The organism is Streptomyces sp. NPDC052236 (genome assembly GCF_044548015.1).
Classification (GTDB): domain Bacteria; phylum Actinomycetota; class Actinomycetes; order Streptomycetales; family Streptomycetaceae; genus Streptomyces.
Genome location: NZ_JBIUBL010000007.1, coordinates 43,732 through 68,185, shown reverse-complemented (window position 1 = coordinate 68,185; position 24,454 = coordinate 43,732). Strand labels below are relative to the sequence as shown.

Below are 24,454 nucleotides of genomic sequence, written 5' to 3'. Positions count from 1 at the left end.
CCGTAACCAGAGGGCTGCGCCCCCTGGACCCCCGCACCGCCCTTCGGGCGGTGTCCTCAATCGCCGGACGGGCTGGATTCTCCAGCCCCGCCGGCGTTTGAGGCGTGGGGTCTGGGGCGGAGCCCCAGTTAAGGGAAGGGACGGGGTGGGGAAAAGAAAAACCGCTCACACCTCCCCCTCCAATTCACCCTCAAGCTCCAGATACGTCGCCCGGAGCCGGTCCAGGGTCTCCTGGTCCGGCTCCGCCCAAAGCCCCCGCTCCGCCGCTTCCAACAACCGCTCCGAAATACCCCTCAGCGCCCACGGGTTGGACTTCTCCATGAACTCCCGGTTCTCCGGAGCGAAAACGTACTCCGACGCCAACTTCTCGTACATCCAGTCGTCCACGACGCCCGCCGTCGCGTCATACCCGAACAGGTAATCCACGGTCGCGGCCATCTCGAACGCCCCCTTGTACCCGTGCCGCCGCATCGCCGCCATCCAACGCGGATTGACCACCCGCGCCCGGAAGACCCGGTGCGTCTCCTCGCCCAAAGTCCTGGTCTTCACCTGATCCGGAGTAGCCGAGTCCCCCACATACGCCTCGGGCGACACCCCCGTCAGATGCCGCACCATCGCGACCATCCCACCGTGGTACTGGAAATAGTCGTCGGCATCGACAAGATCATGCTCCCTGGTGTCGACGTTTTTCGCCGCCACCGCAATCCGCCGGAACGCCGTCTCCATATCCCCCCGCGCCTCGCGCCCCTCCAGCCCCCGCCCATACGCATAACCGCCCCACACCGCGTACACCTCAGCCAAATCCGCATCGGTGCGCCAATTCCGCGCATCGATCAAAGGCAGCAACCCCGCCCCATAAGCCCCCGGCTTCGACCCGAAAATCCGTGCCGTCGCCCGCCGCCGGTCACCGTGTTCCGCCGTGTCCTCGTCCGCGTGCAGCCGCACATAATTGGCTTCCGCCGGCTCATCCAGCTCCGCCACCGCCCGCACCGCGTCATCGAGCATCCCCACCACATGCGGAAAGGCGTCCCGGAAGAACCCCGAAATCCGCACCGTCACATCAATACGAGGCCGCCCCAGCTCATCGAGCCCCACCACCTCGAACCCCGTCACCCGCCTCGACGCGTCGTCCCACACCGGCCGGCACCCCAGCAGCGCCAGGATCTCCGCGATGTCGTCGCCCTGCGTCCGCATCGCCGACGTGCCCCACACCGTCAGCCCCACCGACTTCGGGTAGTCGCCCGTATCCGCCAGATACCGCGCCACCAGCGAGTCGGCGAGCGCCCGGCCGACCTCCCACGACAGCCGTGACGGGATCGCCTTCGGGTCGACGGAGTAGAAGTTGCGGCCGGTCGGCAGCACGTTCACCAGGCCGCGCGTCGGCGACCCGGACGGCCCCGCCGGGACGTAGCCGCCCTCCAGAGCCAGCAGGATGTTGCCGATCTCGTCCGTCGTACGGGCGAGGCGCGGCACGAGCTCCTCGCAGGCGAAGCCCAGAACCGCCACCGCCGCGGGCAGTTCGACGCCCACCACCACCCGTACGAGCGCGGGCACCGCCACAACGTCCCAGCCGCTCGCTTCCATGCCCTCCGCGAGCCGCCTGCACAGCTGCTCCAGCAGGTCGATCGCATCGGCGCCGCTCCGCGCGGGCCCCTCCACCAGCGCCGTCAGCTCCGCCGGAGCCTTCACCGCCGCGCCGGGCTCGGCCAGCAGTTCCTTCTCCTCCAGGCCGAAGTGCTCGGCGAGGCACGCCCGCAGCCCCGGCAGGGCGTTGGCCCGGCCGCCCCACACCTGGGAGGCGCGCAGGACCGCCAGTACGAGGTTGATCCGGGCCTCGCCCTCCGGGCCGCCGCCCAGGATGTGCAGACCGTCCCTGATCTGCACATCCTTGATCTCGCACAGATAGCCGTCGATGTGCATGACGAACTCGTCGAACGCGTCGTCGTCCGGCTGCTCGTCGAGATGCAGGTCGTGGTGCAGCTGAGCCGCCGTCACCAGCGTCCAGATCTGCGCCCGCACCGCGGGCGTCTTCGTCGGGTCCAGGTCGGACACGAGCGCGTACTCGTCCAGCAGCTGTTCCAGCTTCGCCAGGTCCCCGTACGTATCGGCGCGCGCCATCGGCGGCACCAGGTGGTCCACCACCGTGGCGTGGCCGCGGCGCTTCGCCTGCGTGCCCTCGCCCGGGTCGTTGACGATGAACGGGTAGATCAGCGGCAGCTCGCCGAGCACCGCGTCGGGACCGCAGCCCGCCGACAGGCCGAGGCCCTTGCCCGGCAGCCACTCCATCGTGCCGTGCTTGCCCATGTGCACGATCGCGTCGGCGCCAAAGCTGCTGTCCAGCCACCGGTACGCCGCCATGTAGTGGTGCGAGGGCGGCATGTCCGGGTCGTGGTAGATCGCGATCGGGTTCTCGCCGAAGCCGCGCGGCGGCTGGATCATCACGATGACGTTCCCGAACTGGAGCGACGCCAGCACGATGTCGTCCCCGTCGACGTACAGGCCGCCCGGCGGCTCGCCCCAGGTCTCCCGCATGCTCTCCCGCAGGCCGGGTTCCAGCTTCTCGAACCAGGCGCGGTAGTCGGCGAGCGGCACGCGCGCGGGGGCCGCGGCCAACTGCTCCTCCGTCAGCCACTCCACATCGTGGCCACCGGCGTTGATGAGGCGGTGGATCAGCTCGTCGCCGTCGTCCGGGTGCCCTTCCACCGCGTATCCGGCGTCGCGCAGCGCGTCCAGGACCCGTACGGCGGAGACGGGCGTGTCGAGCCCGACCGCGTTGCCGACCCGCGAGTGCTTGGTCGGGTAGGCGGTGAAGACGAGTGCGATCTTCTTCTCGGCGTTCGGCTTGTGGGCCAACCGGGCGTGCCGTACGGCGATTCCGGCGACGCGCCCGGCCCGTTCCGGGTCCGCGACATAGACCGGTACGTCGTCGGGACCCTGCTCCTTGAAGGAGAACGGCACCGTGATGATCCGCCCGTCGAACTCGGGGATCGCCACCTGCATCGCCGCGTCCATGGGGGACAGGGCGGCGTCCGACGCCTCCCAGGTGGCCCGCGAGGAGGTCAGGCAGAGCCCTTGCAGCACCGGCACATTCAGTTCGGCGAGCGCGCCGACGTCCCAGGCGTCCTCGTCGCCGCCCGCGGACGCCTGCGAGGCGTGCGCGCCCCCCGCCGCGAGCACCGTGGCGACCAGCGCGTCCGCCGTGGCGAGCACCTCGTAGAGTTCGGTGTCGGCGCTCCGGAGCGAACCGCAGTACACGGGCAGGGCGTTGGCTCCGCGCGCCTCGATGGCGTCGCACAGGGTGTCGACAAAGGCGGTGTTCCCGGAGAGCTCGTGCGCCCGGTAGAAGAGCACGCCGATCGTCGGCCGCCCCTCGACGCACGCGCGCGTGCCGTGAACGCCCCATTCGGGCATCTTCCGCGGCTCACTGCTGTGCCTGCTGTCCGGTGTGCCGGCGGTAGGACCCGCCGTCAGTACGTCCTGTGTCAGGAACCGCGACAGCTCCACCAGGTTCTCCGGCCCGCCCTCCACCAGATAGCGCAGCGCCTCCGCGACCGCGCCCGCGTGCACCGTCGACTCGGCCATCAACTCCGCGTCCGGCACGGTCTCCCCGCCCAGCAGCACGCTCGGCACGCCCGACGCCTTCAGCGCCGCGAGCCCGTCCTCCCAGGCGCGCTTCCCGCCGAGCAGCCGCACGACGGCGACGGACACGCCCTCCAGCAGCGCGGGCAGCTCCTCCGCCACATCGATACGGGTCGGGTTGCCGATCCGGTAGGGCGCGCCGGAGGCACGGGCCGCCAGCAGGTCCGTATCGGCGGTGGACAGCAACAGCACTGTGCTCATGACGCTGCTCATGCGGGCGCTCCAGGTGCGATGAAGGGAAGTCCTGACGGCGCGCCCGACTCGATGAGCCGCAGCAACGCATCCGTATCCGCGTGTTCTTCGATCAGATCGCCGAGGCGGTCCAGCTGCTCCTCGCGCAGCGAGTTGAAGGACGTGTCGGGAGCCGGTACGAAGCGACGGCCCGCCGCCGAGGCGACCTCCCGCAGGAAGGCGCGCCGGAAGCCGTCGCTCTCCAGCGAGCCGTGCCAGTGGGTGCCCCAGACCTCCCCGACCCGGCAGCCGTCCAGGAAGGGGACACCGCCCCGTACGTCGGCGACTCCGTGGTGGATCTCGTATCCCTCGACCGGCTCGCCGAGCGCCTCGCCGACCGGCCGGGCAAGGGTCTTCTCGCGCGCGAACCGCACCCGTACGGGCAGCAGTCCAAGCCCCGGCACCCGCCCCGACCGCGACTCGACGTCGTCCTCGATGTGCTCGCCGAGGATCTGGAACCCGCCGCAGATGCCCAGCACCGGCCTGCCCTCGGCGGCCCGGCGCGCGATCGCGTCCGCGAGGCCCCGCTCGCGCAGCCACTCCAGGGCCTTGACCGTGCCGCGGGTGCCGGGCACGACGACCAGGTCGGCGTCGACCAGTTCCTCGGCCCGGTCCACGAACCGCACCACGACGCCCGGTTCGGCGGCCAGCGCGTCCACATCCGTGAAGTTGGACATCAGGGGCAGGGCGCACACGGCGATCCGCAGCACATCCTCGCCGACGGGCGGCGCGAGGGCCGACTCCCGTACGGAGCCCCGCAGGGAGACTCGCAGCCCGTCCTCCTCGTCGATGCCGAGGCCGTGCGCGAAGGGCAGCACTCCGTACGTCCGGCGTCCGGTGAGCCCCTCCAGCATGTCGATTCCGGGCTGAAGCAGCGACACATCGCCGCGGAACTTATTGATCAGGTAGCCCGCGATCAGGGCCTGGTCCTCGGGGCTCAGCAGCGCCGTCGTACCGAAGAAGGAAGCGAAGACCCCGCCGCGGTCGATGTCCCCGACCACCAGCACCGGCAGCTGGGCCGCCCGCGCCACGCCCATGTTGACGATGTCCGTACGCCGCAGATTGATTTCGGCAGGGCTGCCCGCCCCTTCGCAGATCACTGCGTCATACGTGCCCCGCAGCTCTTCCAGGCAGTCAACGACGGTGGACAGCAGGGCCTCCTGCCGACCGCCGTGGTAGCCGCGCGCGCTCATTTCGCCCACCGGCCTGCCCATCAGGACGACCTGACTGGAGCGGTCGCTGCCGGGCTTGAGCAGCACGGGGTTCATCAGCGCGCTCGGCTCCACGCGGGCGGCCTGTGCCTGCATGGCCTGGGCGCGGCCGATCTCCGCGCCCTCGCGCGTCACGAAGGAATTGAGGGACATGTTCTGCCCCTTGAAGGGCGCGACCTTCACCCCCCGCCGTACGAGCCAGCGGCAGATCCCCGCCGTGACGACGCTCTTTCCGGCGTCGGACGTCGTGCCCGCGACCAGCAGCCCGCCGCCCCCTCCGCCCCCGCCGTCCTTACGCCTGCTCATTTCCGCCCCTTGGCGAGGGCGGCGGACGCGGCCATACATCCGGCAGCGCACGCGGCCAGCGCCAGCCAGCTGATGCGACGCGAGAGTCGTATGGCGCGTTCGATGTCGCCGAACTCCACAGGGCGGCCCGAGCTGTTGAGCACGGGACGGTGCTCGATCCGGCCGCCGTACGAGAGCGTCCCGCCCAGGCGTACGCCGAGCGCCCCCGCGAACGCCGCTTCGACCGGGCCCGCGTTCGGGCTCGGGTGCTTCTTCGCGTCGGCCCGCCATGCCCGTACGGCTCCGGGCGCGTCCCCGCCCGCGAGCGCCGCGAGCACCGCCAGCGCGGCGGTGAGCCGGGCCCCCGGCCAGCCCGTCACATCGTCAAGGCGTGCCGAGGCCCAGCCGAACCGCCGGTAGCGGGGCGAGGTGTGCCCGACCATCGCGTCCAGGGTGTTGACCGCGCGGAAGCCGACGAGGCCCGGCACGCCCGCGACGGCCCCCCAGACCAGCGCGCCGACGACGGCGTCCGAGGTGTTCTCGGCGACGGACTCGACGACGGCGCGGGCGATCTGCTGCTCGTCCAGGGAGTGCGGGTCGCGTCCGCACAGATGCGGCAGGCGCTCCCGTGCGACGTCCACGTCCCCGGCGGCGAGCGCGCCGCCGATGGCGCGTGCCTCGCGGCCCAGGGTGGTGCCGCCGACGACGGCCCAGGTGGCGGCGGCGGTCAGGGCGGCGAGGGAGGCGGGGCCACGCCGTTTTACCGCTTGCGTGAGGAGCGCGGCGGCGGCCACCGCGCCTCCGGCGCACACGGCGGTGTGCAGCGCGCCCCAGCCACGGTGGTCGCGCCACAGGACACGTTCGACAGCGCCCGCGGCCCGCCCGAACGCGGCGACCGGATGCCCTCGGCGTGGATCGCCGAGCAGCAGGTCACCGGCGAGGCCGGCGGTGGCGCCGTACACGAATTCACGGTCGGCACGCATGGGTTCAGTCGGCCGTCACGCCTCGTGGAACGCTCGTACTCGAACTCGTACGCAAGCCCGTAGGCCCAGAAGCAGCAACAGCTGAAGAACCGCAGCCCGGCATGGCGATATGTCCTCACTCAGGGTCCGCGCCCTGGATCGACTTAACAGACCGGCGATGAGAGTTCCTGGCTTCCGGGGGATTGCTCCCCCGGTGACAGTGGCGGGACCGCGCCGGATTCGCACCGGCTTCCTCTTCATGTCGCCGTAGATGGCTCCGGCAGTTCACCACGCAGGCGAAGAGCAGTCAACCTGCCCTTGACCTGCGGCTGCTGTGGTCAGCCGGTCAGACGACGATCAGGTAGATCCCGTACGTCACGGCCGCCGCGCAGAGCGCGAAGCACGCGTACGCACCGGTGGTCCGCGCGAGAGCCACGGTTCCGCCGCCCGGCGCGGACGCCGACGGTTCCTGCTTGGTCAGGCCCACGATGCCCAGGGTGAAGAGGCCCACCAGGGCGACGGTGGCGGCGAGGCTCACGCCGAAGACGGAGCCGAGGGCTGCCCAGTCGATGTTCATGCTGCTGTGTCCTCTGTCCTTACACCGTGGCCGGGCGGGTCGGCTCGGGGTCGGCGGGCGCCGGAGCCGGGATGCTGGTCGTGAAGGGCTGCGCGAGCGTGCCCGCGGGCGGCGGGGTGACGGCCGCGATGGCGGCGGTGACGACGCCCGCGGGCTCCGCGTCGGCGTCCGCCTCCACGTCATTGACGTTGGTGTGGTCGATCACCTGGCGGCGGGAGACGACCCAGATCGCGACGCAGGCGGCGATCAGGAAGGCGGCGACGGCCGCGACACCCCAGTCGCCCTGCTTGGTCACGAACTCCGAGCCCGCCGCCACCAGTCCGGCGGCCGGCAGGGTCAGACCCCAGGCGACGAACATCCGGGTGGCGGTGGACCAGCGGACCACGCCGCCCTTGCGGCCCAGGCCCGCGCCCATCACGGCGCCCGAGCAGGAGTGCGTGGTCGACAGCGAGAAGCCGATGTTGGAGGAGGCGAGGATGACGCTCGCCGCGCTGGTCTGGGCGGCGAAGCCCTGCTGCGGCTGGAGGTCGGTGAGGCCCTTGCCCATGGTGCGGATGATGCGCCAGCCGCCGAGGTAGGTGCCCATCGCGATCGCGAGACCGGCGGAGAGGATGACCCAGGTCGGAGGGTTCGAGCCGGGGGAGAGGACACCGCCCGCGATGAGCGCCAGCGTGATGATGCCCATGGTCTTCTGCGCGTCGTTGGTGCCGTGGGCCAGGGAGACCAGGCCCGCCGAGGCGATCTGGCCCGCGCGGTAGCCCTTCGCGGTGGCCTTCGGATCGGCGTTCCTGCCGATCCGGTACGTCAGCCGGGAGGCGAGGTACGCGGCGACGCCCGCGACGAGCGGGGCGGCGATGGCCGGGATGAGCACTTTGGTGACGACGGTGCCGCCATTGACGCCGCTGATACCGACCGAGGCGATGGTCGCGCCGACCAGACCGCCCATGAGGGCGTGCGAGGAACTGGACGGCAGGCCGATCAGCCACGTCATCAGGTTCCACAGGATGGCGCCGACGAGCGCCGCGAAAATGACTTCAGGGGTGATGCCCGACTCGTTGACGATGCCGCTGGAGATCGTCTTGGCGACCTCCACGGAGAGGAACGCGCCGACCAGATTCAGCACGGCGGACATGGCCACCGCGGTCTTGGGCTTCAGGGCTCCGGTCGAGATTGTGGTCGCCATCGCGTTGGCGGTGTCGTGGAAACCGTTCGTGAAATCGAACACGAGAGCTGTGACGATCACAATCGCGAGCAGCAGCGTGATGTGTTCCATCTACCCAGGCAATCATTTGGCATCAGTGGCTCGGCGAACGTAGGCAATCTTGATGAACGGAAGATGAACTGAGACGGGCATTGCGGTGTCCACAAGTGAGGATGTGTAGCTCCGGTTCGTAAGTGGAGTGCCGGCAGGGGCCCTTTTTGCGCTGTTTGCAGGGATCGCCCGGCTTGGCCGTCGTCGGCGTGACCGGCAGGAGATCTCCGTCACTCGCCGTCGGCTCGGGGCGCGCTCCCCGCCCGGCTGGCAGGATCACCGCATGACGGACACGAACGCGGGTGCGGATGAGGCGCGGCAGGACGCGATCGGGCGGGCGTGGGAAGACCTCGTGGCCACGGCCCGCAGGACGGCGGTCGAGGGTCTGGTCGTGGGCACCTCGGGCAATGTCTCGGTACGGGTCGGCGGCCTCGTTCTGGTCACCCCCAGCGGTGTGCCCTACGACCGGCTCACTCCTGCGGACATCGTCGCCGTCGACCTCGAAGGGAACCAGGTCCTCGGCGAGCTCGCGCCCACCAGCGAGCTGCCGCTGCACCTCGCCGTGTACCGGAACACCCCCGCCGAGGCAGTCGTCCACACCCACGCCGTACACGCCACGGCCGTCTCCACCCTCGTCCCCGAGCTCCCGCTGATCCACTACATGGCGGCGGCGCTCGGCGGTCCCGTACGCGTCGCCCCGTACGCCCTGTACGGATCGGAGGAACTGGCCGCGAACATGCTGGGGGCCCTGCGCGACCGCACCGGCTGCCTCCTGCGGAACCACGGCACGGTCACCTACGGCGACTCCCTCGACCAGGCCTACGACCGCACCGCCCAGCTGGAGTGGATGTGCAGGCTCTGGCTGACCGCCGCGGCGCTGCCCGGATACTCGCCGACGCTGCTCTCCAGGTCCCAGCTGCACGAGGTGGCGGAGAAACTCCAGGGCTACGGCCAGCCCCGCTGACCCCCACCGCTGACCCGGTCGCCGTCGGCTCACGACGACGCACCGCGCCGAACACCCCGGCACCCGAACACCCCGGCACCCGAACCCCGCGGCAACCCGAACACCGGCGGCACCCGCCCACTGGCCGTGCGGCACACGCGTGCCGACACTGGAACGGTGCGTCCGGTTACCGCGACGGCAGCGGCCGTCACCACCCTCCTCGGTGTCGGCGCGGCCGCGGTGGCGGCCGGCCGGTACGCGAGCGACACCGTGCTCAAGGCACAGCCCGGCCGCCCGCTGCCCGGCGACCCCCGGCTTACCGTGCACGCCACGGCCCCGGGCCGACTGACCCTGACCCGCAGCCTCGCCTCACTGCGCCCCGGTACGTACGGACTCCTGGGCTCCGGTGTGCACGCCGTCGTCGGCCCCGTCCTCGACGACATCCCGCACACCGCCGACACCGTCGTACGCCGCCTGGAATACGTCAGCCACGGCGACCTGGCGCCGGGCACCCGCCTCCGCCTCACCCCGCAACTGCACAGCGGCGACCCCGCCGTCGCCCTCGGCCTCGAACACGGCGACGTCGACGTCCCCGGCGAGCTCGGCACGCTGCCCGCCTGGTTCGTGCCGGGCGCGCGCGATACCTGGGTGATCACCGTGCACGGCCTCGGCACCACCCGGGAACACCCCATGAACCTCATGAGGTTTCTCAGCGCCCAGCAGTTCCCGGTGCTCAACCTGGCCTACCGGGGCGACCTCGGCGCCCCCAGGTCCCCCGACGGGCTCGGTCACCTCGGCGACTCCGAATGGCGCGACCTGGACGCGGCCATCCGCTACGCCGTGCGCTACGGCGCCGAACGCGTCGTCCTGCACGGCTGGTCCACCGGCGCCTCCATGGCGCTGCACGCCGCGGCCGCGTCCCCGCTGCGCGACCGGATCAGCGGACTCGTGCTGGACTCCCCGGTACTCGACTGGGAGACCACGCTGCGCAACCTGGCAACCGCCCACTCCATCCCCCGCCTGCTGCTGCCACTCGCCGTCCGGGCGGCCGAGGGCAGCACGGGACTGCACGGTGACCGGCTGCTCGAAGCCGCGGACCCGAACGCCCTGCGCGTGCCGACCCTGATATTCCACGGCCCGGACGACACCGTGGCCCCCTGGCGGCCCTCACGCGAACTCGCCCGCCGCCGCCCCGAACTGATCACCCTCCACACCGTCCGCTTCGCCCCGCACGCGGCCATGTGGAACGTCGACCCCGCAGGCTACGAAGAGATCCTCCGCCGGTTCCTCACCCCCTTGATGTAGCGCTTGACGTAGTGAATCGACCGTCACGAGCGGGCCGGCGCGCACTCCCCGCGCCGCCCGATGAGCGGGCGGCGAGTCCGGCCGATCAGGTTCCGTTTGGGCTTTCGGGCTGTCAACGGGAAGACTGCTCCCCGTGACGTCCCGAAAGCCTGATGAGCAATTGGCGCGCAACTCCAGACTCCGTCTTGTCCGCCCGCGATCGTTGGCGACCGCACGGCAGGCCGTGACGGCCCGGCGAACCCGGCCCGCCCCCCGGCCTCCCGAAGGCACGCCCGCCCCCGCCGAGCTGGCCCGTCAGGCCAGGACGGTCCTCGCCGACGCCGTACGCATCGCCCGCTGGGCCGCTCTGGGGGTGCCTCCCATGCCCGAAGGGCTGTGGGGAAGCGACCCCGGCACGGCGCCTCTGGCCGACCGTGTCCAGGAACGGGCCGCCGCCGCACTGGAGCTGACCCCGGCCGAGGTGCGCGCGGGATGGGACCGCGCCCGCCTCGCGGGCCTGGTCGAGCTGCACGGCTCCACCGCCCGCCCCGGCTGGCGGCTGCGCGCCTGGGACCGTGACGACATGGCCGTGCTACGCGGCTGGGTCGCCCTCTTCGACGCCTGGTCGCTGGTCCACCCGGCCCCCGCCGGCGTCGAGCCGTACGCGGTCGCCGAGGTGGTCGAGGCCGTTCCCCAAATGCTCTCCCTTCTCCAGCTCTCGGCCGGTCCTGTGCTCATGCCGGTCCTGCTCGACCTGTTGCAGCAGCGCGTCGCGGAGCTCCGCGAGGAGCGCTGCGAGGTTCCCCAGTCGCAGTCGCAGTCCCAGCCACGGCCGTCCGAGCCGCAGCCCGCGGGCACCGAGGACCCCGAGTCCCGGCCCGGATCCCGTCTTGACGTTCCTGTCTCCCTTCTCCTCGACTGGGCCCTGGCAGGCCTGTCCGCCGTCGGCGCGCTGACCCTGGACCAGGGCCGCAGCGCCACCCTCACCCCCCTCGGCAACTGGGCGGTCTGGGTCAAGCTCGAGCAGATCTGCGTGGCCGCCCAGAGCCCCGCGGGCAATATCGAGCAGTCGGCCGAGGACATGCTGCGCGGCTGCGCCCGCCTCACCCCCGGCCCCGCCCGCGTCGAGTACCGCGCCTGGCTCGCCGCCCGTACCGTCTCCAGCGCCGTCACCGAACTCCTCGCCGTAGCCCGCGGTGAGGACGCCCTGCTGCGCGGGCTCGCCTTCGAGGCGCTGCGGGTGGTCGGCGCCCCCGCGGAGGCCGAGGTCCGCGCCGCCGCCGACGAACCCTCGCTGCGCCCCTACGTCCTGCTCTGGCTCGCCGAGTACGAGGGAGCCGACCCCGAGGACGCCGCCGATGTGCTCACCCGCGAGGAAGCGACCTGGCTCTGGGTGGACACCGCGGCGGCCGTGGCCGACCACGGCGAGCCCCAGCTGCTGCTGCGCCACCTCGACTCCGCGATGCAGGGCACGGTCCCGGCGCTGATCGAGGAGGTCAGGGCCGGCGGGCACCCCCGCACGGTGCAGGTGCTGGTCGCGCTGGCCGCCGCCCACCCCGATCCGGCCCTGGCCAAGGCCGTGCGCCGGGCGGCGTTCCAGGTGCACAGCGGAGGCGCCTGACCGGGCGCGCACGCACGGGGTGGCGGAGGCCACGACTGGCTGGGACGGACTGACCAGGACGGACTGGCCGGGGCGAACTGGCCGGCTCTACGCCTCCGCCCCCGGTGCGTACGTGCCGAAGCTCCACACATTGCCCTCCAGATCGCGCGCTATGTAGTCACGCGACCCGGACTCCTGGTCGGTCGGTGGCATCACGATCTCCACGCCGTGCTCCACGGCCCTGCTGTGGTGCGCGTCCACGTCATCGACCCGCACGTACACACCCATGGGACCGGCGTCCTGCATCAGCTTGTCGAACTCGCTGCCCGTGCCCTTGGTGCCGAGCATCACCATGCCGTTGCCGAAGGCCAGCTCGGCGTGCGCAACCATGCCGCCCTCGCCCTCGTAGAGTGCGTGCTGGGTGAAGCCGAAGCCCTCGGTGAGCTGCCTGATCGCGGCTTTCGCGTCCGCGTATGTCAGGGTGGGACAGATACTCGGTGACTTGGCCGATGACTTGGCCCGTGACTCCGCCATCTCGGCCACTCCTTCATGCTCGACGACGGGAATGTGATCTGTGCCTCAGTCTGGCACCCACCACTGACAGTCACCCCTGGAGGCCAGGCGCCCCGCGGGCAAATCTGGCGCAAAAGCAGTTGCACGGCCCCGTTAGACTGGGCCGTATGGCAATTCTCCTTGTGCATTAGACGGCGTCGAAGCGTCTACGCCCGTCCCTTCCGCCGTCCATACCGCCCTGGAGTATTTCCGTGATCACCGCTACCGGCATCGAGCTGCGTGCCGGCGCCCGTGTCCTGATCGAGTCCGCTTCCTTCCGTGTCGCCAAAGGCGACCGCATCGGCCTGGTAGGCCGCAATGGAGCGGGCAAGACGACCCTCACCAAGTGCCTCGCGGGTGAAGCCGTTCCCGCCGCAGGCGCCATCGCCCGCTCCGGCGAGGTCGGCTACCTCCCGCAGGACCCGCGCACCGGCGACCTGGACACGCTCGCCAGCGACCGCATCCTCTCCGCCCGCGACCTCGACTCCGTACTGAAGAAGATGCGCCAGAACGAGGAGCGCATGTCGAACGGCCAGGGCGCCACCCGCGCGAAGGCCATGAAGCAGTACGAGCGGCTGGAAACGGAGTTCCTCACCAAGGGCGGTTACGCCGCCGAGGCCGAGGCCGCCACCATCGCCGCCGCGCTCGGTCTGCCCGACCGGGTGCTCGGCCAGCCCCTCCATACGCTCTCCGGTGGTCAGCGCCGCCGCGTCGAGCTGGCGCGCATCCTCTTCTCGGACGCCGACACCCTGCTCCTGGACGAGCCGACCAACCACCTCGACGCCGACTCGATCGTCTGGCTGCGCGACTACCTGAAGACCTACCGCGGCGGCTTCATCGTCATCTCCCACGATGTCGACCTGGTCGAGACCGTCGTCAACAAGGTCTTCTACCTGGACGCGAACCGCTCGCAGATCGACGTCTACAACATGGGCTGGAAGCTCTACCAGCAGCAGCGCGAGGCGGACGAGCGGCGCCGCAAGCGCGAGCGCCAGAACGCCGAGAAGAAGGCCGCTGCCCTCAACTCGCAGGCCGACAAGATGCGCGCCAAGGCCACCAAGACCGTCGCCGCGCAGAACATGGCCAAGCGGGCCGAGCGCCTGCTGTCCGGCCTCGAAGCGGTACGCGCCTCCGACAAGGTCGCCAAGCTGCGCTTCCCGGACCCCGCGCCCTGCGGCAAGACCCCGCTCACCGCGGAGGGTTTGTCCAAGTCGTACGGCTCACTCGAAATCTTCACCGATGTGGACCTTGCCATCGACAAGGGCTCCCGGGTCGTCATCCTCGGCCTCAACGGCGCGGGCAAGACGACGCTGCTGCGCCTGCTCGCGGGAGTGGAGCGGCCGGACACCGGCGAGGTCACCCCGGGCCACGGCCTCAAGCTCGGCTACTACGCCCAGGAGCACGAGACCCTCGACCCGGAGCGCACGGTCCTGGAGAACATGCGCTCCTCCGCGCCCGACCTCGATCTCGTCCAGGTGCGCAAGACGCTCGGCTCGTTCCTCTTCTCGGGCGACGACGTCGACAAGCCCGCCGGCGTCCTCTCCGGCGGTGAGAAGACCCGTCTCGCACTGGCGACCCTGGTCGTCTCGTCCGCGAACGTCCTGCTCCTCGACGAGCCCACGAACAACCTCGACCCCGCCAGCCGCGAGGAGATCCTCGGCGCGCTGCGCACCTACAAGGGCGCCGTCATCCTCGTCAGCCACGACGAGGGCGCGGTCGAGGCGCTGGAGCCGGAGCGGATCATTCTGCTGCCGGACGGCGTCGAGGACCTGTGGGGCGCGGACTACGCGGACCTGGTGGCGCTCGCCTGAGGCCCGATGGCCGGATTGGTCCTGGGCCCGATGCTGATCCACTCCGTATGGATCATTCGGCTTACGGGTGATCCATCATCTGAATGAGAACGTCTCATACCCCGGCGTGGCACCGAGCGGATCGTCTCCGTCCGGTGACACGCCGCTCGTATGTCCATCGCATGCACGTTGAGCTCTCTCATGGGCCGCGCTGACCTGGCACTTCCTCCACAAAACCGTTCGGGTGTGCGAACGCGAGTAACCGGAATTTGTGATTCCGGTCGTGGCGGTCGCACATCGCAGAGCAAAGCCGGTCGCACAGACCTTGCCGAATGGGTGGCCAGGAAGCCCCCGAGGGGTGATCATGGAGAGTCCAGAGCGCACTTCCCATGAGGAGGCACGGGTGGCCGAGACTCTGAAGAAGGGCAGCCGGGTAACCGGCGCCGCGCGCGACAAGCTCGCGGCAGACCTGAAGAAGAAGTACGACTCCGGTGCGAGCATCCGGGCGTTGGCCGAAGAAACCGGCCGCTCCTATGGATTCGTCCACCGGATGCTCAGCGAATCCGGAGTCACGCTGCGAGGGCGCGGCGGAGCAACGCGAGGCAAGAAGGCTGCCTCGGCCTGAGGTCCTGGCTCCTTGGGTGCTTGGGCCGCTTGGCCGCTTCGGCCTGGGTTCACCGGTTCACCGGTTTACGGTGGCCACCCGGTCGGTCGCAGGGTCGACCGGGTGGTTACTGTGCAGTCACTTAGCTTTGTCGCACCACCGACTGCACCCGGACCGGAGGCGCCCTCATGACCTCGCAGGACTCTGTACTCGACGTATTCCACTTCGACAAGGACGGCGTACGGCTCACCGTCGAGGACGCGGTTGCCACGGTGACCTTGACCAACCCCAGCAGGCGCAACGCTCAGTCTCCCGCTCTGTGGCGGGCGTTGGCGCAGGCGGGGCGGTCATTGCCGGGCAGCGTGCGGGTCGTCGTGCTGCGCGGCGAGGGTAAATCCTTCTCCGCGGGCCTCGACCGGCAGGCGTTCACGCCCGAAGGCTTCGACGGCGAGCCGTCCTTCCTTGAACTCGCAGGCAGCTCCGACGCGGAGCTCGACGCGACCATCGCCGGGTACCAGGAGGCGTTCACCTGGTGGCGCCGCAATGACATCATCACGGTCGCGGCTGTCCAGGGGCACGCGATCGGAGCCGGTTTCCAGCTCGCCCTGGCCTGCGACCTCCGGGTCGTCGCGCAGGACGTGCAGTTCGCCATGCGCGAGACCGGCCTCGGGCTCGTCCCCGATCTCACAGGCACGCACCCGCTGGTGTCCCTCGTCGGCTACGCCCGCGCGCTGGAGATTTGCCTGACGGGCCGCTTCGTACACGCCGATGAGGCGGAGCGGATCGGCCTCGCCAACCTCGTCGTGCCCGCGGACGAACTGGACGGCGCGGTACGGGACCTGGCGTCCGCGCTGCTGGCGGCGGACCGGAACGCGGTGATCGAGACGAAGGCGCTGCTGCGGGGTGCGACGGCACGTTCGTACGAGGACCAGCGCGTCGCGGAGCGCGCGGCGCAGGCGCGTCGCCTGCGGGACCTGGCGGGGCTCGCGGAGTAACCCCCCGGCCTCGCCTTCCCCTTGCCCTCCCTCTGGCTCTCCTCCCTCTCGCTCTCCTTGCCTCGCTCGGCTCACGCTGCCGAGGTGACCAGCACCGCCACCGGGCGGCCGTCCGCGAGTGCCTTCGTCACCGCGGCCCGGACCGACCGGACCACCTCCAGGGGACGGTGACCGCTCGCCGCGGCGACCTCGATACGGACATGGTCGGGCGCGAGCCGCACCGCCGTGCCCAGGGCGGCCGTCAGATACGCGACACCCGGGGCCGAGACAGCGGCCCGGCCCGCAGGGTCCTCCGGGACGGCCGCCCGTACCTCGGGTGGCGGACTCGGCGCGGCGGGCGTCCGGGTGGCGCTGTCCAGCAGCTCTGTCACCCGTAGGTCCACCTCCGTGACCGCGAGATCCAGCAGCTCCGCCCCCGCGAACAGCGCGACGCGCAGGGCCGAGGCCGCGTCCGGCAGGGGTTCGCGCGCGGAGGCCGCGAAGTCCGCCTCGATACGCAGCGGCCCCGGCGGCAGCGCGCTCGGCGGAGCCGGAACGGCCGGAGCAGCCGCCGCGTCGGGGTCCACGAGAGACAGCCGCAGCCGCCCCAGCGCCACGCCGGGCACTCCGGCCGCCGCCCGCCGCAGCACCGCCTCGGCCGCCTGTTCGGTCAGCCAGGCCCCGTCCTGCGCTCCGCCCAGCGGCAGCAGTCTGCCGAGGCCGAGCCGTCTGCGTACCGCATCAGCAGTGGTCATTGCTCCAGCCTGCCGCATCCGCGGCGCGAGAGTGGGCAAGCGCACATAGTGTGGGCAGCGGAGTCCAGCAACGCCCGAAAGGTCCGTAAGACCCGGAAAGGACGTACGGCGATGGCCGACACCGCTCAGCAGAACCGCCCCGAGACCCCCGGCAGCGAGCCGGTGGGCCAGGAGCTCAAGAAGCCTTTGGTGAGCAGGCGCGGAGGCGGCGACCCCGGCGCCCGCGGCCGTACCACCATCGCCGACGGCGTGGTCGAGAAGATCGCCGGGCTGGCGGCGCGTGACGTGCTCGGCGTCAATGCGATGGGCAGCGGCCTGTCCCGTACGTTCGGCGCCGTGCGCGACCGAGTGCCGGGCGCAGCCAGGTCGACTGTCACCCGGGGAGTGAAGGCCGAGGTCGGCGAGGTGCAGACGGCACTCGACCTTGAGATCGTTGTCGACTACGGCGTCTCCATCGTCGAGGTCGCCGGCGCGGTCCGCGAGAACGTCATCGCGGCGGTCGAGCGGATGACGGGCCTGGAAGTCGTCGAGGTCAACATCGCCGTCAGCGATGTGAAACTGCCCGAAGAAGAAGAGGAAGAGCCGGAGCCGCGTCTCCAGTAGAGGAGCTCACGATGAGCATGGCGGTGGTCGGCATGTTGGCCGGCATGGCGCTCGGCTTTGCCGGGTACTTCGGCGGCTTCGGCGCGTTTTTGCTGGTGGCCGCGTTGGGAGCGGTCGGATTTGTGGTCGGCCGGTTCGCGGAAGGCGACCTCGAACCCGGCGATTTCTTCCGGGGCCGCGACCGCGGCGAACGGCGGCGGTGAGGCGCGGTGGCCGCGGAGGGCGGGGCGGCCGCGGAGCGCGGCGCGGCGACGGAGGACAGGGCGGCGGAGGGCACGGCGGCGGCCGGGCGTGGGGCGGGTGCCGGGCGCATCGCAGCCGCCGGGCGTGGGGCGACCAGGATCGCCGACCGGGTGGTGGCGAAGATCGCCGCGCAGGCGGCCCGGGAAGCGCTCCCGGGCGTACCGGAGGGCGGCGCTCCGCCGCAGGCCGCGGTCACGGTGCACCATGACGCGGCCCGGGTGCGGATCAGCCTCGAACTGGACTATCCCTCCGACATCGGACGTCAGTGCGGTGCTGTGCGTCGCCAAGTCGTCCAGCGGGTACATGCGTTGGCGGGGATGCAGGTCCCCGAGGTGGCCGTTCAGGTCGAGCGGCTGCACTCCGCCCAGACGCGCGGAGCGTCACAGGGGAGGATCCGATGAGCGAACCCGTACAGCCCCCACCGTCGACGCCGTCGGCCCCGTTCGGACCGGCCGTGCTTGATCGGGACCAGTCCGCATCGGCCGCGGCGTACGAACCGGGACCGGCGGTGACCGACGGTGAAGGCGGCAGAGCCGGGCGCTTCTGGTCCGTACGCAGGGTGCCGGCCGGGCTGCTGGCGCTGGTGGTGCTCGGCGGCGCGGGACTGCTGCTCTACGACATCGCGGCGGTACGGGCCGGGAGGCCAGCCATGCACTGGCGCCGCGTCTTCGCGGAGCGCCTCGCGAGCTGGCGGCTGGAGGAGGTGGGCGTGCTGGCCGCCGCGGGGGTCGCGGTGCTCCTCGGTGTCTGCCTGCTCGTCCTCGCCGTGACGCCCGGACTGCGGGGGCTGCTGCCGATGCGCCGCGACACCCCTTCCGTACGCGCGGGTCTCGACCGCGATGCCGCGGCGCTCGTCCTGCGGGACCGGGCGATGGAGGTGTCCGGGGTGCGGTCGGTACGGGTACGGGTCGGGCGGGCGAAGGTCCTGGCGCGCGCGCAGTCCCACTTCCGTGAGCTCGACGACGTACGGGCGGATCTGGACGCGGCGCTGTCCACCGGCATCAAGGAACTCGGCCTCGCCAGGTCGCCCGCGCTGTCGGTGCACGTTGCCCGGCAGTCGGCGTCGGCGTCGGCCAAGAAGGGGTGAGGACGGGATGCTACGGGTGGTCAACCGAGTACTGCTGGGCCTCGCCGGGCTGGTACTGGTGTGCGCGGGCGGCGCGGTGCTGGCGGCGGGGGCGGGGCTGTCCGTGCCGTCCTGGTGGCCGTACAGCGGACGCGACGATGTGCTGCTGAGCGGGGCGGACCGGGATCGATGGCGCGACGAGGGCTGGTGGTGGCCCGCGGTCATCGCGGCGCTGGCGGTGCTGGTGCTGCTGGCCCTGTGGTGGCTGCTCGCGCAGTTCCGGCGCGCCCGGCTGGCAGAGGTCCTGGTCGACAGCGGCGACGGGGAGGGGGCGCTGCTGCGGGGGCGCGCGCTGGAGGGGGTACTGGAGTCCGAGGCGCAGTCCCTGCCGGGCGTGTCCCGCGCCCACGTCATGCTGACGGGCCGCCGGAGCGCGCCGGAGGCGCGGGTGGGCCTGGTGCTGGAACCGCATGCGGCGCCGGGCGCGACGCTGAAGGGCCTGACGGAGGAGGCGCTGGCGCACGCGAGGGACTCGGCGGGGCTGGCGGTGCTGCCGGCGGAGGCGAGGCTGAGGGCGACGAGGCATGGGGCGCGGAGGGTGAGCTGAGGGGGCGGGGCGGTGCGGAGGGTGAGCTGAGCGGTGGCGTGCGGGTTGCGCCTGCGGCGGGCCTTTCCCCACCCCGCCCCCCTACTCCCCCTACGCCCTGAGGGCGTGGGGGGACCCCCAGCGCGGCGTGGGTGGGGGGCACCTCCCACGCCGCTAGGCGTAGGGGGAGTACCCCCATCCCGTAACTGGGGGCTCCGCCCCCTATGCCCTGGCGGGCGTGGGGTGACCCCCAGCTCCTCAATCGCCGGACGGGCTGGATTTTCCAGCCTCGCCGGCGTTTGAGGCGCGGGGTTCGGGGCGGAGCCCCGACAAGGGCCCGAGGGCAAATCAAGCCCCGCCGGCGATTGAGGCGCGGGGGCCCCACGGGGCAGCGCCCCCGACACGGGCCCGCGGCCTAGAAGCCGTGGCGCATCCCGCCGTCCACCGGCATCATGATGCCCGTCAGGTACGACGCCGCCGGCGACAGCAGAAACGCCGCCGTCCTGCCGAACTCCTCCGGCCTGCCGTACCTCCGCAGCGGAATGCGGGACTCGTTCGCCGTACGCGCCGCCTCCGCGTCCCCCGACAGCGCGTCCAGTTCCCGTACCCGGTCCGTGTCGATGCGCGCGGGCAGCAGGCCCACCACCCGGATGCCCCGCGGGCCCAGTTCGTTCGCGAGGGACTTCGCGAAACCCGCCAGCCCGGGGCGGAGGCCGTTCGAGATCGTCAGGCCAGGGATGGGCTCGTGGACCGAGCCGGAGAGGACGAAGCCGATGACGCCGCCCTCACCCAGCTCCGCCGCGGCCGTGCGGGCCAGCCGGACCGCGCCCAGGAAGACCGATTCGAACGCCGCCGTCCACTGCTCGTCCGAGTTGTCCGCGGCGAACCCCGGCGCCGGGCCGCCCACGCTGATCAGTATCCCGTCCAGCCGCCCGAACTGCGCCCGCGCCGCCGCGATCAGGCGGTCCGGTCCGGCCGGGTCGGCGTTGTCCGAGGCGACGCCGATGGCGTTCGGGCCCAGTTCCGCGGCGGCTTTCGTGACCGTTTTCTCGTCGCGGCCGGAGATGACGAGTTTCGCGCCATCGGCGATGAGCGCGTGGGCCGAGGCGTTGCCCAGCCCGCGCGAACCACCGGTGACGATATAGACGCGGTCCTTCAGTCCAAGATCCATGGCCCTATTATCCTTCCGCCTCCTCCCGCGACAGCGCGAGGGCCGTTGTCACCAGCGCGATATGGCTGAAGGCCTGGGGGAAGTTCCCGACCTGGCGCTCACGGGCCGGGTCGTACTCCTCGGCGAGCAGCCCGACGTCGTTGCGGAGCGCGAGCAGCCGCTCGAAGAGCTCCCTGGCCTCCCGCACCCTCCCCGTCATCCGCAACGCGTCCGCCAGCCAGAACGAGCAGGCCAGGAACGCCCCTTCGCTCCCCGGCAGCCCGTCCACCGTCAGACCGTCCGTGGAGTAGCGGCGCACGAGACCGCCGCCCACGCCCAGTCCCTTCTGTACCGCGTCGACCGTCCCCCGCACCCGCGGATCGTCGGGCGGCAGAAATCCGACCTTCGGGATCAGCAGCGTCGCCGCGTCGAGATCGGTGGAGCCGTACGACTGGGTGAAGGCGTTCTGCTCAGGGTCGTACCCCTTCTCGCACACGTCCCGGTGCACTTCGTCCCGCATTGTTCGCCATCTCTCCACGTCCCCGCGGAGTGAGGGGTACTGCTCCAGGGTCTGTACGGCACGGTCCGCCGCGACCCATGCCATCACCTTCGAGTGCACGAAGTGGCGGCGTGGGCCCCGCACTTCCCACAGCCCCTCGTCCGGCTCACGCCATGTGGACTCCAGGAAGCCCAGCAGGCTCAGCTGCATGGACCAGGCGTGCTGCTCGGCGGACAGACCCGCCTGCCGGGCCACATGGAGGGTGTCCAGGACCTGTCCGTACACATCGAGCTGCAGCTGATGTACGGCCGCGTTGCCCGTGCGGACGGGCGCTGAGCCCGCGTAGCCGCTCAGCCAGGGCAGCTCCGTCTCCGGCAGCCGCCGTTCGCCCGCCAGCCCGTACATGATCTGCAGATCGGCCGGAACGCCCGCCACCGCCCGCAGCAGCCAGTCGCGCCAGGCCGCGGCCTCCTCCAGATACCCGGCCGACAGCAGCGCGCTCAGCGTGAGAGTGGAGTCGCGCAGCCAGCAGTAGCGGTAGTCCCAGTTGCGTACGCCGCCGAGCTCCTCCGGCAGGGATGTGGTGGGCGAGGCGACGATCCCGCCTGTCGGGGCGTACGTGAGCGCCTTCAGGGTGATCAGCGAGCGCACGATTGCCTGGTGGTACGGGCCCTTGCCGAGGCAGTGGCAGGACCACTGGTCCCAGTCGTCCAGGCTGCCTTCCAGTGCCTCGTACGGGTCGACAAGTTCCGGCCGCGGTTCGTGCGAGGGGTGCCAGGTGAGGACGAACGCCACCCTCTCGCCCTCGCCGACCGTGAACGACGAGCAGGTGGAGAAGTGCTGACCCCAGGTACTGACCGGCGGCTCGCTGCGCAGCCAGACGGAGTCGGGGCCCGCGATCGCCACCCGGTGGTTGTCCGCGCGCCGCATCCACGGCACGACGGAGCCGTAGTCGAACCGGATCCGCAGAACCGCGCTCATCTCGACCGTGCCGCTGACGCCTTCGACGATGCGCATGACGTCGGGGGACCTGTCGCGCTGCGGCATGAAGTCGGTGACCTTGACGGTGCCGGTGCGGGTCTCCCACACCGACTCCAGGACGAGGGAGTTACCGACGTAGCGGCGGCGGGTGCAGCGGTCCGCGTCCTTGGGGGCGAGCCGCCAGTGGCCGTTGTCCTCGTTGCCGAGCAGCGCGGCGAAGCAGGCGGGCGAGTCGAAGCGGGGCAGGCAGAGCCAGTCGATGGAGCCGTCCATGCCGACGAGCGCGGCCGTCTGCAGATCGCCGATGAGGGCGTAGTCCTCAATGCGTTGCGTGCGTTGCGTGCGTTGCGTCACGCTTTGGGGTGTTCCCGCCGGTGCGGCGGCTAAGCAGGGCTAAGCAGCCGCGGTGGCCCGCTCCGGGGCGGTGCTGCTTCCGGCAGCAGCGGCAGCGGCCCGGCGGTCGCTCCTCTCACGCCGTACGAGAACCACCCAGCCGACCGGCACCGCCGCCGTGAACAGCCACCACTGGACCGCGTACGCCATATGCGCGCCGATGGACTCGTGATCCGGCTCGGGAATCAGCTCCGGGGCGCCTCCCGCGGGCTCCGGCGCGCTCTGCTCCAGATAGCCGCCGAGCACCGTCCTTCCCAGCGACTTCGCCTGCTGCGCACTGCTGATCAGCATGACCTGGCGGGGCGGCAGACCGGACAGGTCCTTGATGCCGCTGGCGCTCGTCGTCTCGTCCGCCTTGAGCCTGCCGGTGACGGTCACCGTGCCCTTGGGCGGGGCCGGCACGGCGGGGAACGACCTCTGGTCGGCGGCGGCCGGAACCCAGCCGCGGTTGACCAGGACCGCCCGGCCGTCGGCGAGGATCAGCGGGGTCAGCACATGGAAGCCGATCCGGTCGTCGGCGGAGGTGCGGCGGCGTACGACGACCTCACCCGCGGTGTCGTAGACCCCGGTGGCGGTCACCTGACGCCAGTAGTCGGCGCGCGGGACGGTGTGCCCGGGCGAGGTGGCCTCGGTCATCGGGAGAGGCTTCGCCTTGAGGTTCCGTGAGATCAGGCTGTTCTGCTCGACCCGCCGCTCGTGCCGGTGGAGCTGCCAGAAGCCCAGCTCGACCATCGTGGGGATGAGGACGAGGGCGATGAGGGTGAGGCTCACCCACTGCCGGGTCAACAGGAAGCGGTACACGACTTCGACGGTACCCGCTGCGGCCCGCGGCCCGGACGGTGGGTCCCGCCCGTGGAACGAGCCGGAGCTCAGCGGCTCACACCTTGTCGACGATGCCGACCTTCCCTTCGGAGCGGGCGCAGTGCGCGCCGCAGTACCAGTGGCCCTCCGCCTCCACACCCTGCCCGATGATCTGGACCCGGCAGTGCTCACAGATCGGCGCCATACGGTGGATGGCGCAGGCGAACGAATCGAACGCATGCCGTGCGCCGTCCTGGGTCTCCACGAAGAACGCCAGGGCGTAGTCATTGCCGCATACCTCGCAACGTGTCATGCGCCACAGGGTGGGACGCGAGACGGTCACGGCGCGAGCCGGCGCCGGGCGAGTCGCGCCGGGTTCACTCCGATGCGGGTGCGGGTGCGGGTACGGATGTGGTTGCCGGAGCCACGTCCCGCAACAGCTGCGTGAACGCCCCCTCGTCGACGACCGGCGTGCCGTACGACTTCGCCTTGACCGTCTTCGAGGTGGCCGCCTCCGGATCGTTGGTCACCAGCAGACTCGTCACCCGCGAGACGCTGGTCGCGACATGCAGCCCCGCCTCGATCGCCCGGTCCTCCAGCAGCTCGCGGTCCACAGAGGTGTCGCCGGAGAACGCCACCCGCATCCCCTGGAGCAGCGGCTTGCCCACCTCGTACCGCCCGGGGTTGGGGAAGGGGCAGGGCGGCCGCTTGCGCGAGGGACGCCAGCTGCCCTGTCCGTACGAAGGCTGGTAGCCGACGCGGGGAGTGGCGGGGGAGTCCGACCACTCGGTCAGCGGACGGCACTCCAGCAGCGGCAGCCGCACCCCGTCGCGCGCCGCGGTGTGCAGACTCGGCCGGAACGCCTCCGCCAGCACGCGCGCGTCGTCCAGCGCGTGGTGCGCCCGCTGCTGTACGACTCCGAAGTGGGCGGCGAGCGACTCCAGCTTGTGGTTGGGCAGCGGCAGCCGCAGCTCCTTGGAGAGCGCGATGGTGCACAGCCGCTGCCGGGTCGGCGCGGTCCGCTCCGCGCGTGCGTACTCCCGGGCGATCATCGACCAGTCGAAGACGGCGTTGTGCGCGACAAGGACGCGGCCGTCGAGCCGCTCGGAGAACTCACCCGCGATGTCGCCGAAGAGCGGCGCGCCGGCCAGCACATCCTTCGTCAGACCGTGGATCCATACGGGACCTGGGTCCCGCTCGGGGTTGACCAGGGTGTACCAGTGGTCCTCGACATTGCCCCGCGCGTCGAGGCGGTACACGGCAGCGGACACTATCCGGTCGTCGCGGGCGAGTCCGGTGGTCTCCACGTCGACAACCGCGTACCCCTGGGGGTACGAGGCCGGCCACGCCGTTGCTGCGGTCGTACGGTCGTCGAGCATGGTCACAGAGAATACGGGCCCGGACTGACAGTCCCCTATCCGCCCATACCTGTCACCCCGTCGGAGAACCAAAACGCCCGAGGGTCACACCGGT

23 protein-coding genes and 1 riboswitch are annotated in these 24,454 nt (G+C 71.3%); of the genes, 11 read left to right on the top strand and 12 right to left on the bottom strand.

The window, feature by feature from the left end; translation table 11 throughout:
- Positions 1 to 165: 165 nt before the first annotated feature.
- The 5 genes from cobN to ACIHCQ_RS14085 form a co-directional block, all read right to left on the bottom strand.
- Positions 166 to 3,840 carry a cobaltochelatase subunit CobN gene (gene cobN / locus ACIHCQ_RS14105; RefSeq protein WP_399662023.1) on the bottom strand — a complete coding sequence of 1,225 codons (3,675 nt, stop codon included), beginning with the start codon at positions 3,838 to 3,840 and terminating at the stop codon, positions 166 to 168.
- Between the two features lie 8 nt (positions 3,841 to 3,848).
- Positions 3,849 to 5,387 (bottom strand): cobyric acid synthase, encoded by a 1,539-nt coding sequence (locus ACIHCQ_RS14100; protein WP_399661603.1) that lies wholly within the window; start codon positions 5,385 to 5,387, stop codon positions 3,849 to 3,851.
- Positions 5,384 to 6,349 carry a cobalamin biosynthesis protein gene (locus ACIHCQ_RS14095; RefSeq protein WP_399661601.1) on the bottom strand — a complete coding sequence of 322 codons (966 nt, stop codon included), beginning with the start codon at positions 6,347 to 6,349 and terminating at the stop codon, positions 5,384 to 5,386. Before ACIHCQ_RS14095 ends, ACIHCQ_RS14100 begins: the two co-directional genes overlap by 4 nt.
- Before the next feature lie 140 nt (positions 6,350 to 6,489).
- Positions 6,490 to 6,634: riboswitch (cobalamin riboswitch) on the bottom strand.
- A 40-nt stretch (positions 6,635 to 6,674) separates the two neighbouring features.
- Complete coding sequence (locus ACIHCQ_RS14090; protein ID WP_399661599.1) at positions 6,675 to 6,905, bottom strand: hypothetical protein; 231 nt, start codon at positions 6,903 to 6,905, stop codon at positions 6,675 to 6,677.
- A 19-nt stretch (positions 6,906 to 6,924) separates the two neighbouring features.
- Complete coding sequence (locus tag ACIHCQ_RS14085) at positions 6,925 to 8,178, bottom strand: anion permease (RefSeq protein WP_399661597.1); 1,254 nt, start codon at positions 8,176 to 8,178, stop codon at positions 6,925 to 6,927.
- Positions 8,179 to 8,440: 262 nt separating this feature from the next.
- On the opposite strand from ACIHCQ_RS14085, the gene ACIHCQ_RS14080 reads away from it, so the two are divergent.
- From ACIHCQ_RS14080 to ACIHCQ_RS14070, 3 genes are all read left to right on the top strand, one after another.
- A complete protein-coding gene (locus ACIHCQ_RS14080; RefSeq protein ID WP_399661595.1) occupies positions 8,441 to 9,121 on the top strand; it encodes a class II aldolase/adducin family protein in 681 nt (226 codons plus the stop codon).
- Positions 9,122 to 9,277: 156 nt separating this feature from the next.
- Positions 9,278 to 10,405 (top strand): alpha/beta hydrolase family protein, encoded by a 1,128-nt coding sequence (locus tag ACIHCQ_RS14075; RefSeq protein ID WP_399661593.1) that lies wholly within the window; start codon positions 9,278 to 9,280, stop codon positions 10,403 to 10,405.
- Positions 10,406 to 10,538: 133 nt separating this feature from the next.
- Positions 10,539 to 12,005, top strand: coding sequence for a hypothetical protein (locus ACIHCQ_RS14070; RefSeq protein WP_399661591.1), 1,467 nt, complete (start codon positions 10,539 to 10,541; stop codon positions 12,003 to 12,005).
- 87 nt (positions 12,006 to 12,092) lie between these two features.
- On the opposite strand, the gene ACIHCQ_RS14065 is transcribed toward ACIHCQ_RS14070, so the two are convergent.
- Entirely contained in the window at positions 12,093 to 12,518 is a 426-nt protein-coding gene (locus ACIHCQ_RS14065) for a VOC family protein (protein ID WP_399661589.1), read from the bottom strand.
- Positions 12,519 to 12,748: 230 nt separating this feature from the next.
- Here ACIHCQ_RS14065 and ACIHCQ_RS14060 point away from each other — a divergent pair, with 230 nt between their 5' ends.
- From ACIHCQ_RS14060 to ACIHCQ_RS14050, 3 genes are all read left to right on the top strand, one after another.
- Positions 12,749 to 14,347, top strand: coding sequence for an ABC-F family ATP-binding cassette domain-containing protein (locus tag ACIHCQ_RS14060; protein WP_399661587.1), 1,599 nt, complete (start codon positions 12,749 to 12,751; stop codon positions 14,345 to 14,347).
- Positions 14,348 to 14,729: 382 nt separating this feature from the next.
- Positions 14,730 to 14,951, top strand: a complete 222-nt coding sequence (locus tag ACIHCQ_RS14055) for a helix-turn-helix domain-containing protein (protein WP_006123601.1) — start codon at positions 14,730 to 14,732, stop codon at positions 14,949 to 14,951.
- A gap of 167 nt (positions 14,952 to 15,118) precedes the next feature.
- Positions 15,119 to 15,925 (top strand): enoyl-CoA hydratase/isomerase family protein, encoded by an 807-nt coding sequence (locus ACIHCQ_RS14050; RefSeq protein WP_399661585.1) that lies wholly within the window; start codon positions 15,119 to 15,121, stop codon positions 15,923 to 15,925.
- Between the two features lie 71 nt (positions 15,926 to 15,996).
- On the opposite strand, the gene ACIHCQ_RS14045 is transcribed toward ACIHCQ_RS14050, so the two are convergent.
- The gene (locus tag ACIHCQ_RS14045; protein WP_399661583.1) at positions 15,997 to 16,659 is read right to left on the bottom strand and encodes a hypothetical protein; all 663 of its coding nucleotides are present in this window, start codon (positions 16,657 to 16,659) and stop codon (positions 15,997 to 15,999) included.
- Positions 16,660 to 16,770: 111 nt separating this feature from the next.
- Here ACIHCQ_RS14045 and ACIHCQ_RS14040 point away from each other — a divergent pair, with 111 nt between their 5' ends.
- From ACIHCQ_RS14040 to amaP, 5 genes are all read left to right on the top strand, one after another.
- Positions 16,771 to 17,262: an Asp23/Gls24 family envelope stress response protein gene (locus tag ACIHCQ_RS14040; protein ID WP_399661581.1), complete on the top strand. Its 492-nt coding sequence runs from the start codon at positions 16,771 to 16,773 to the stop codon at positions 17,260 to 17,262.
- A gap of 11 nt (positions 17,263 to 17,273) precedes the next feature.
- Positions 17,274 to 17,465 carry a hypothetical protein gene (locus tag ACIHCQ_RS14035; RefSeq protein WP_399661579.1) on the top strand — a complete coding sequence of 64 codons (192 nt, stop codon included), beginning with the start codon at positions 17,274 to 17,276 and terminating at the stop codon, positions 17,463 to 17,465.
- 108 nt (positions 17,466 to 17,573) lie between these two features.
- Positions 17,574 to 17,906: a hypothetical protein gene (locus ACIHCQ_RS14030; RefSeq protein WP_399662021.1), complete on the top strand. Its 333-nt coding sequence runs from the start codon at positions 17,574 to 17,576 to the stop codon at positions 17,904 to 17,906.
- On the top strand, positions 17,903 to 18,592 hold the full coding sequence (locus tag ACIHCQ_RS14025) for a DUF6286 domain-containing protein (RefSeq protein ID WP_399661577.1): 690 nt from the start codon (positions 17,903 to 17,905) through the stop codon (positions 18,590 to 18,592). The genes ACIHCQ_RS14030 and ACIHCQ_RS14025 overlap by 4 nt, the downstream gene beginning before the upstream one ends.
- A gap of 7 nt (positions 18,593 to 18,599) precedes the next feature.
- On the top strand, positions 18,600 to 19,178 hold the full coding sequence (gene amaP / locus ACIHCQ_RS14020; protein WP_399661575.1) for an alkaline shock response membrane anchor protein AmaP: 579 nt from the start codon (positions 18,600 to 18,602) through the stop codon (positions 19,176 to 19,178).
- Between the two features lie 394 nt (positions 19,179 to 19,572).
- Here amaP and ACIHCQ_RS14015 read toward each other — a convergent pair whose 3' ends face one another.
- From ACIHCQ_RS14015 to ACIHCQ_RS13995, 5 genes are all read right to left on the bottom strand, one after another.
- Entirely contained in the window at positions 19,573 to 20,328 is a 756-nt protein-coding gene (locus ACIHCQ_RS14015) for an SDR family oxidoreductase (RefSeq protein ID WP_399661573.1), read from the bottom strand.
- A gap of 7 nt (positions 20,329 to 20,335) precedes the next feature.
- A complete protein-coding gene (locus ACIHCQ_RS14010) occupies positions 20,336 to 22,141 on the bottom strand; it encodes a glycoside hydrolase family 15 protein (RefSeq protein ID WP_399661571.1) in 1,806 nt (601 codons plus the stop codon).
- Between the two features lie 39 nt (positions 22,142 to 22,180).
- A complete protein-coding gene (locus tag ACIHCQ_RS14005) occupies positions 22,181 to 22,981 on the bottom strand; it encodes an SURF1 family protein (protein WP_399661569.1) in 801 nt (266 codons plus the stop codon).
- 76 nt (positions 22,982 to 23,057) lie between these two features.
- Positions 23,058 to 23,294, bottom strand: a complete 237-nt coding sequence (locus tag ACIHCQ_RS14000) for a hypothetical protein (RefSeq protein WP_399661567.1) — start codon at positions 23,292 to 23,294, stop codon at positions 23,058 to 23,060.
- 64 nt (positions 23,295 to 23,358) lie between these two features.
- A complete protein-coding gene (locus ACIHCQ_RS13995; RefSeq protein ID WP_399661565.1) occupies positions 23,359 to 24,360 on the bottom strand; it encodes a DEDDh family exonuclease in 1,002 nt (333 codons plus the stop codon).
- Positions 24,361 to 24,454 lie beyond the last annotated feature (94 nt).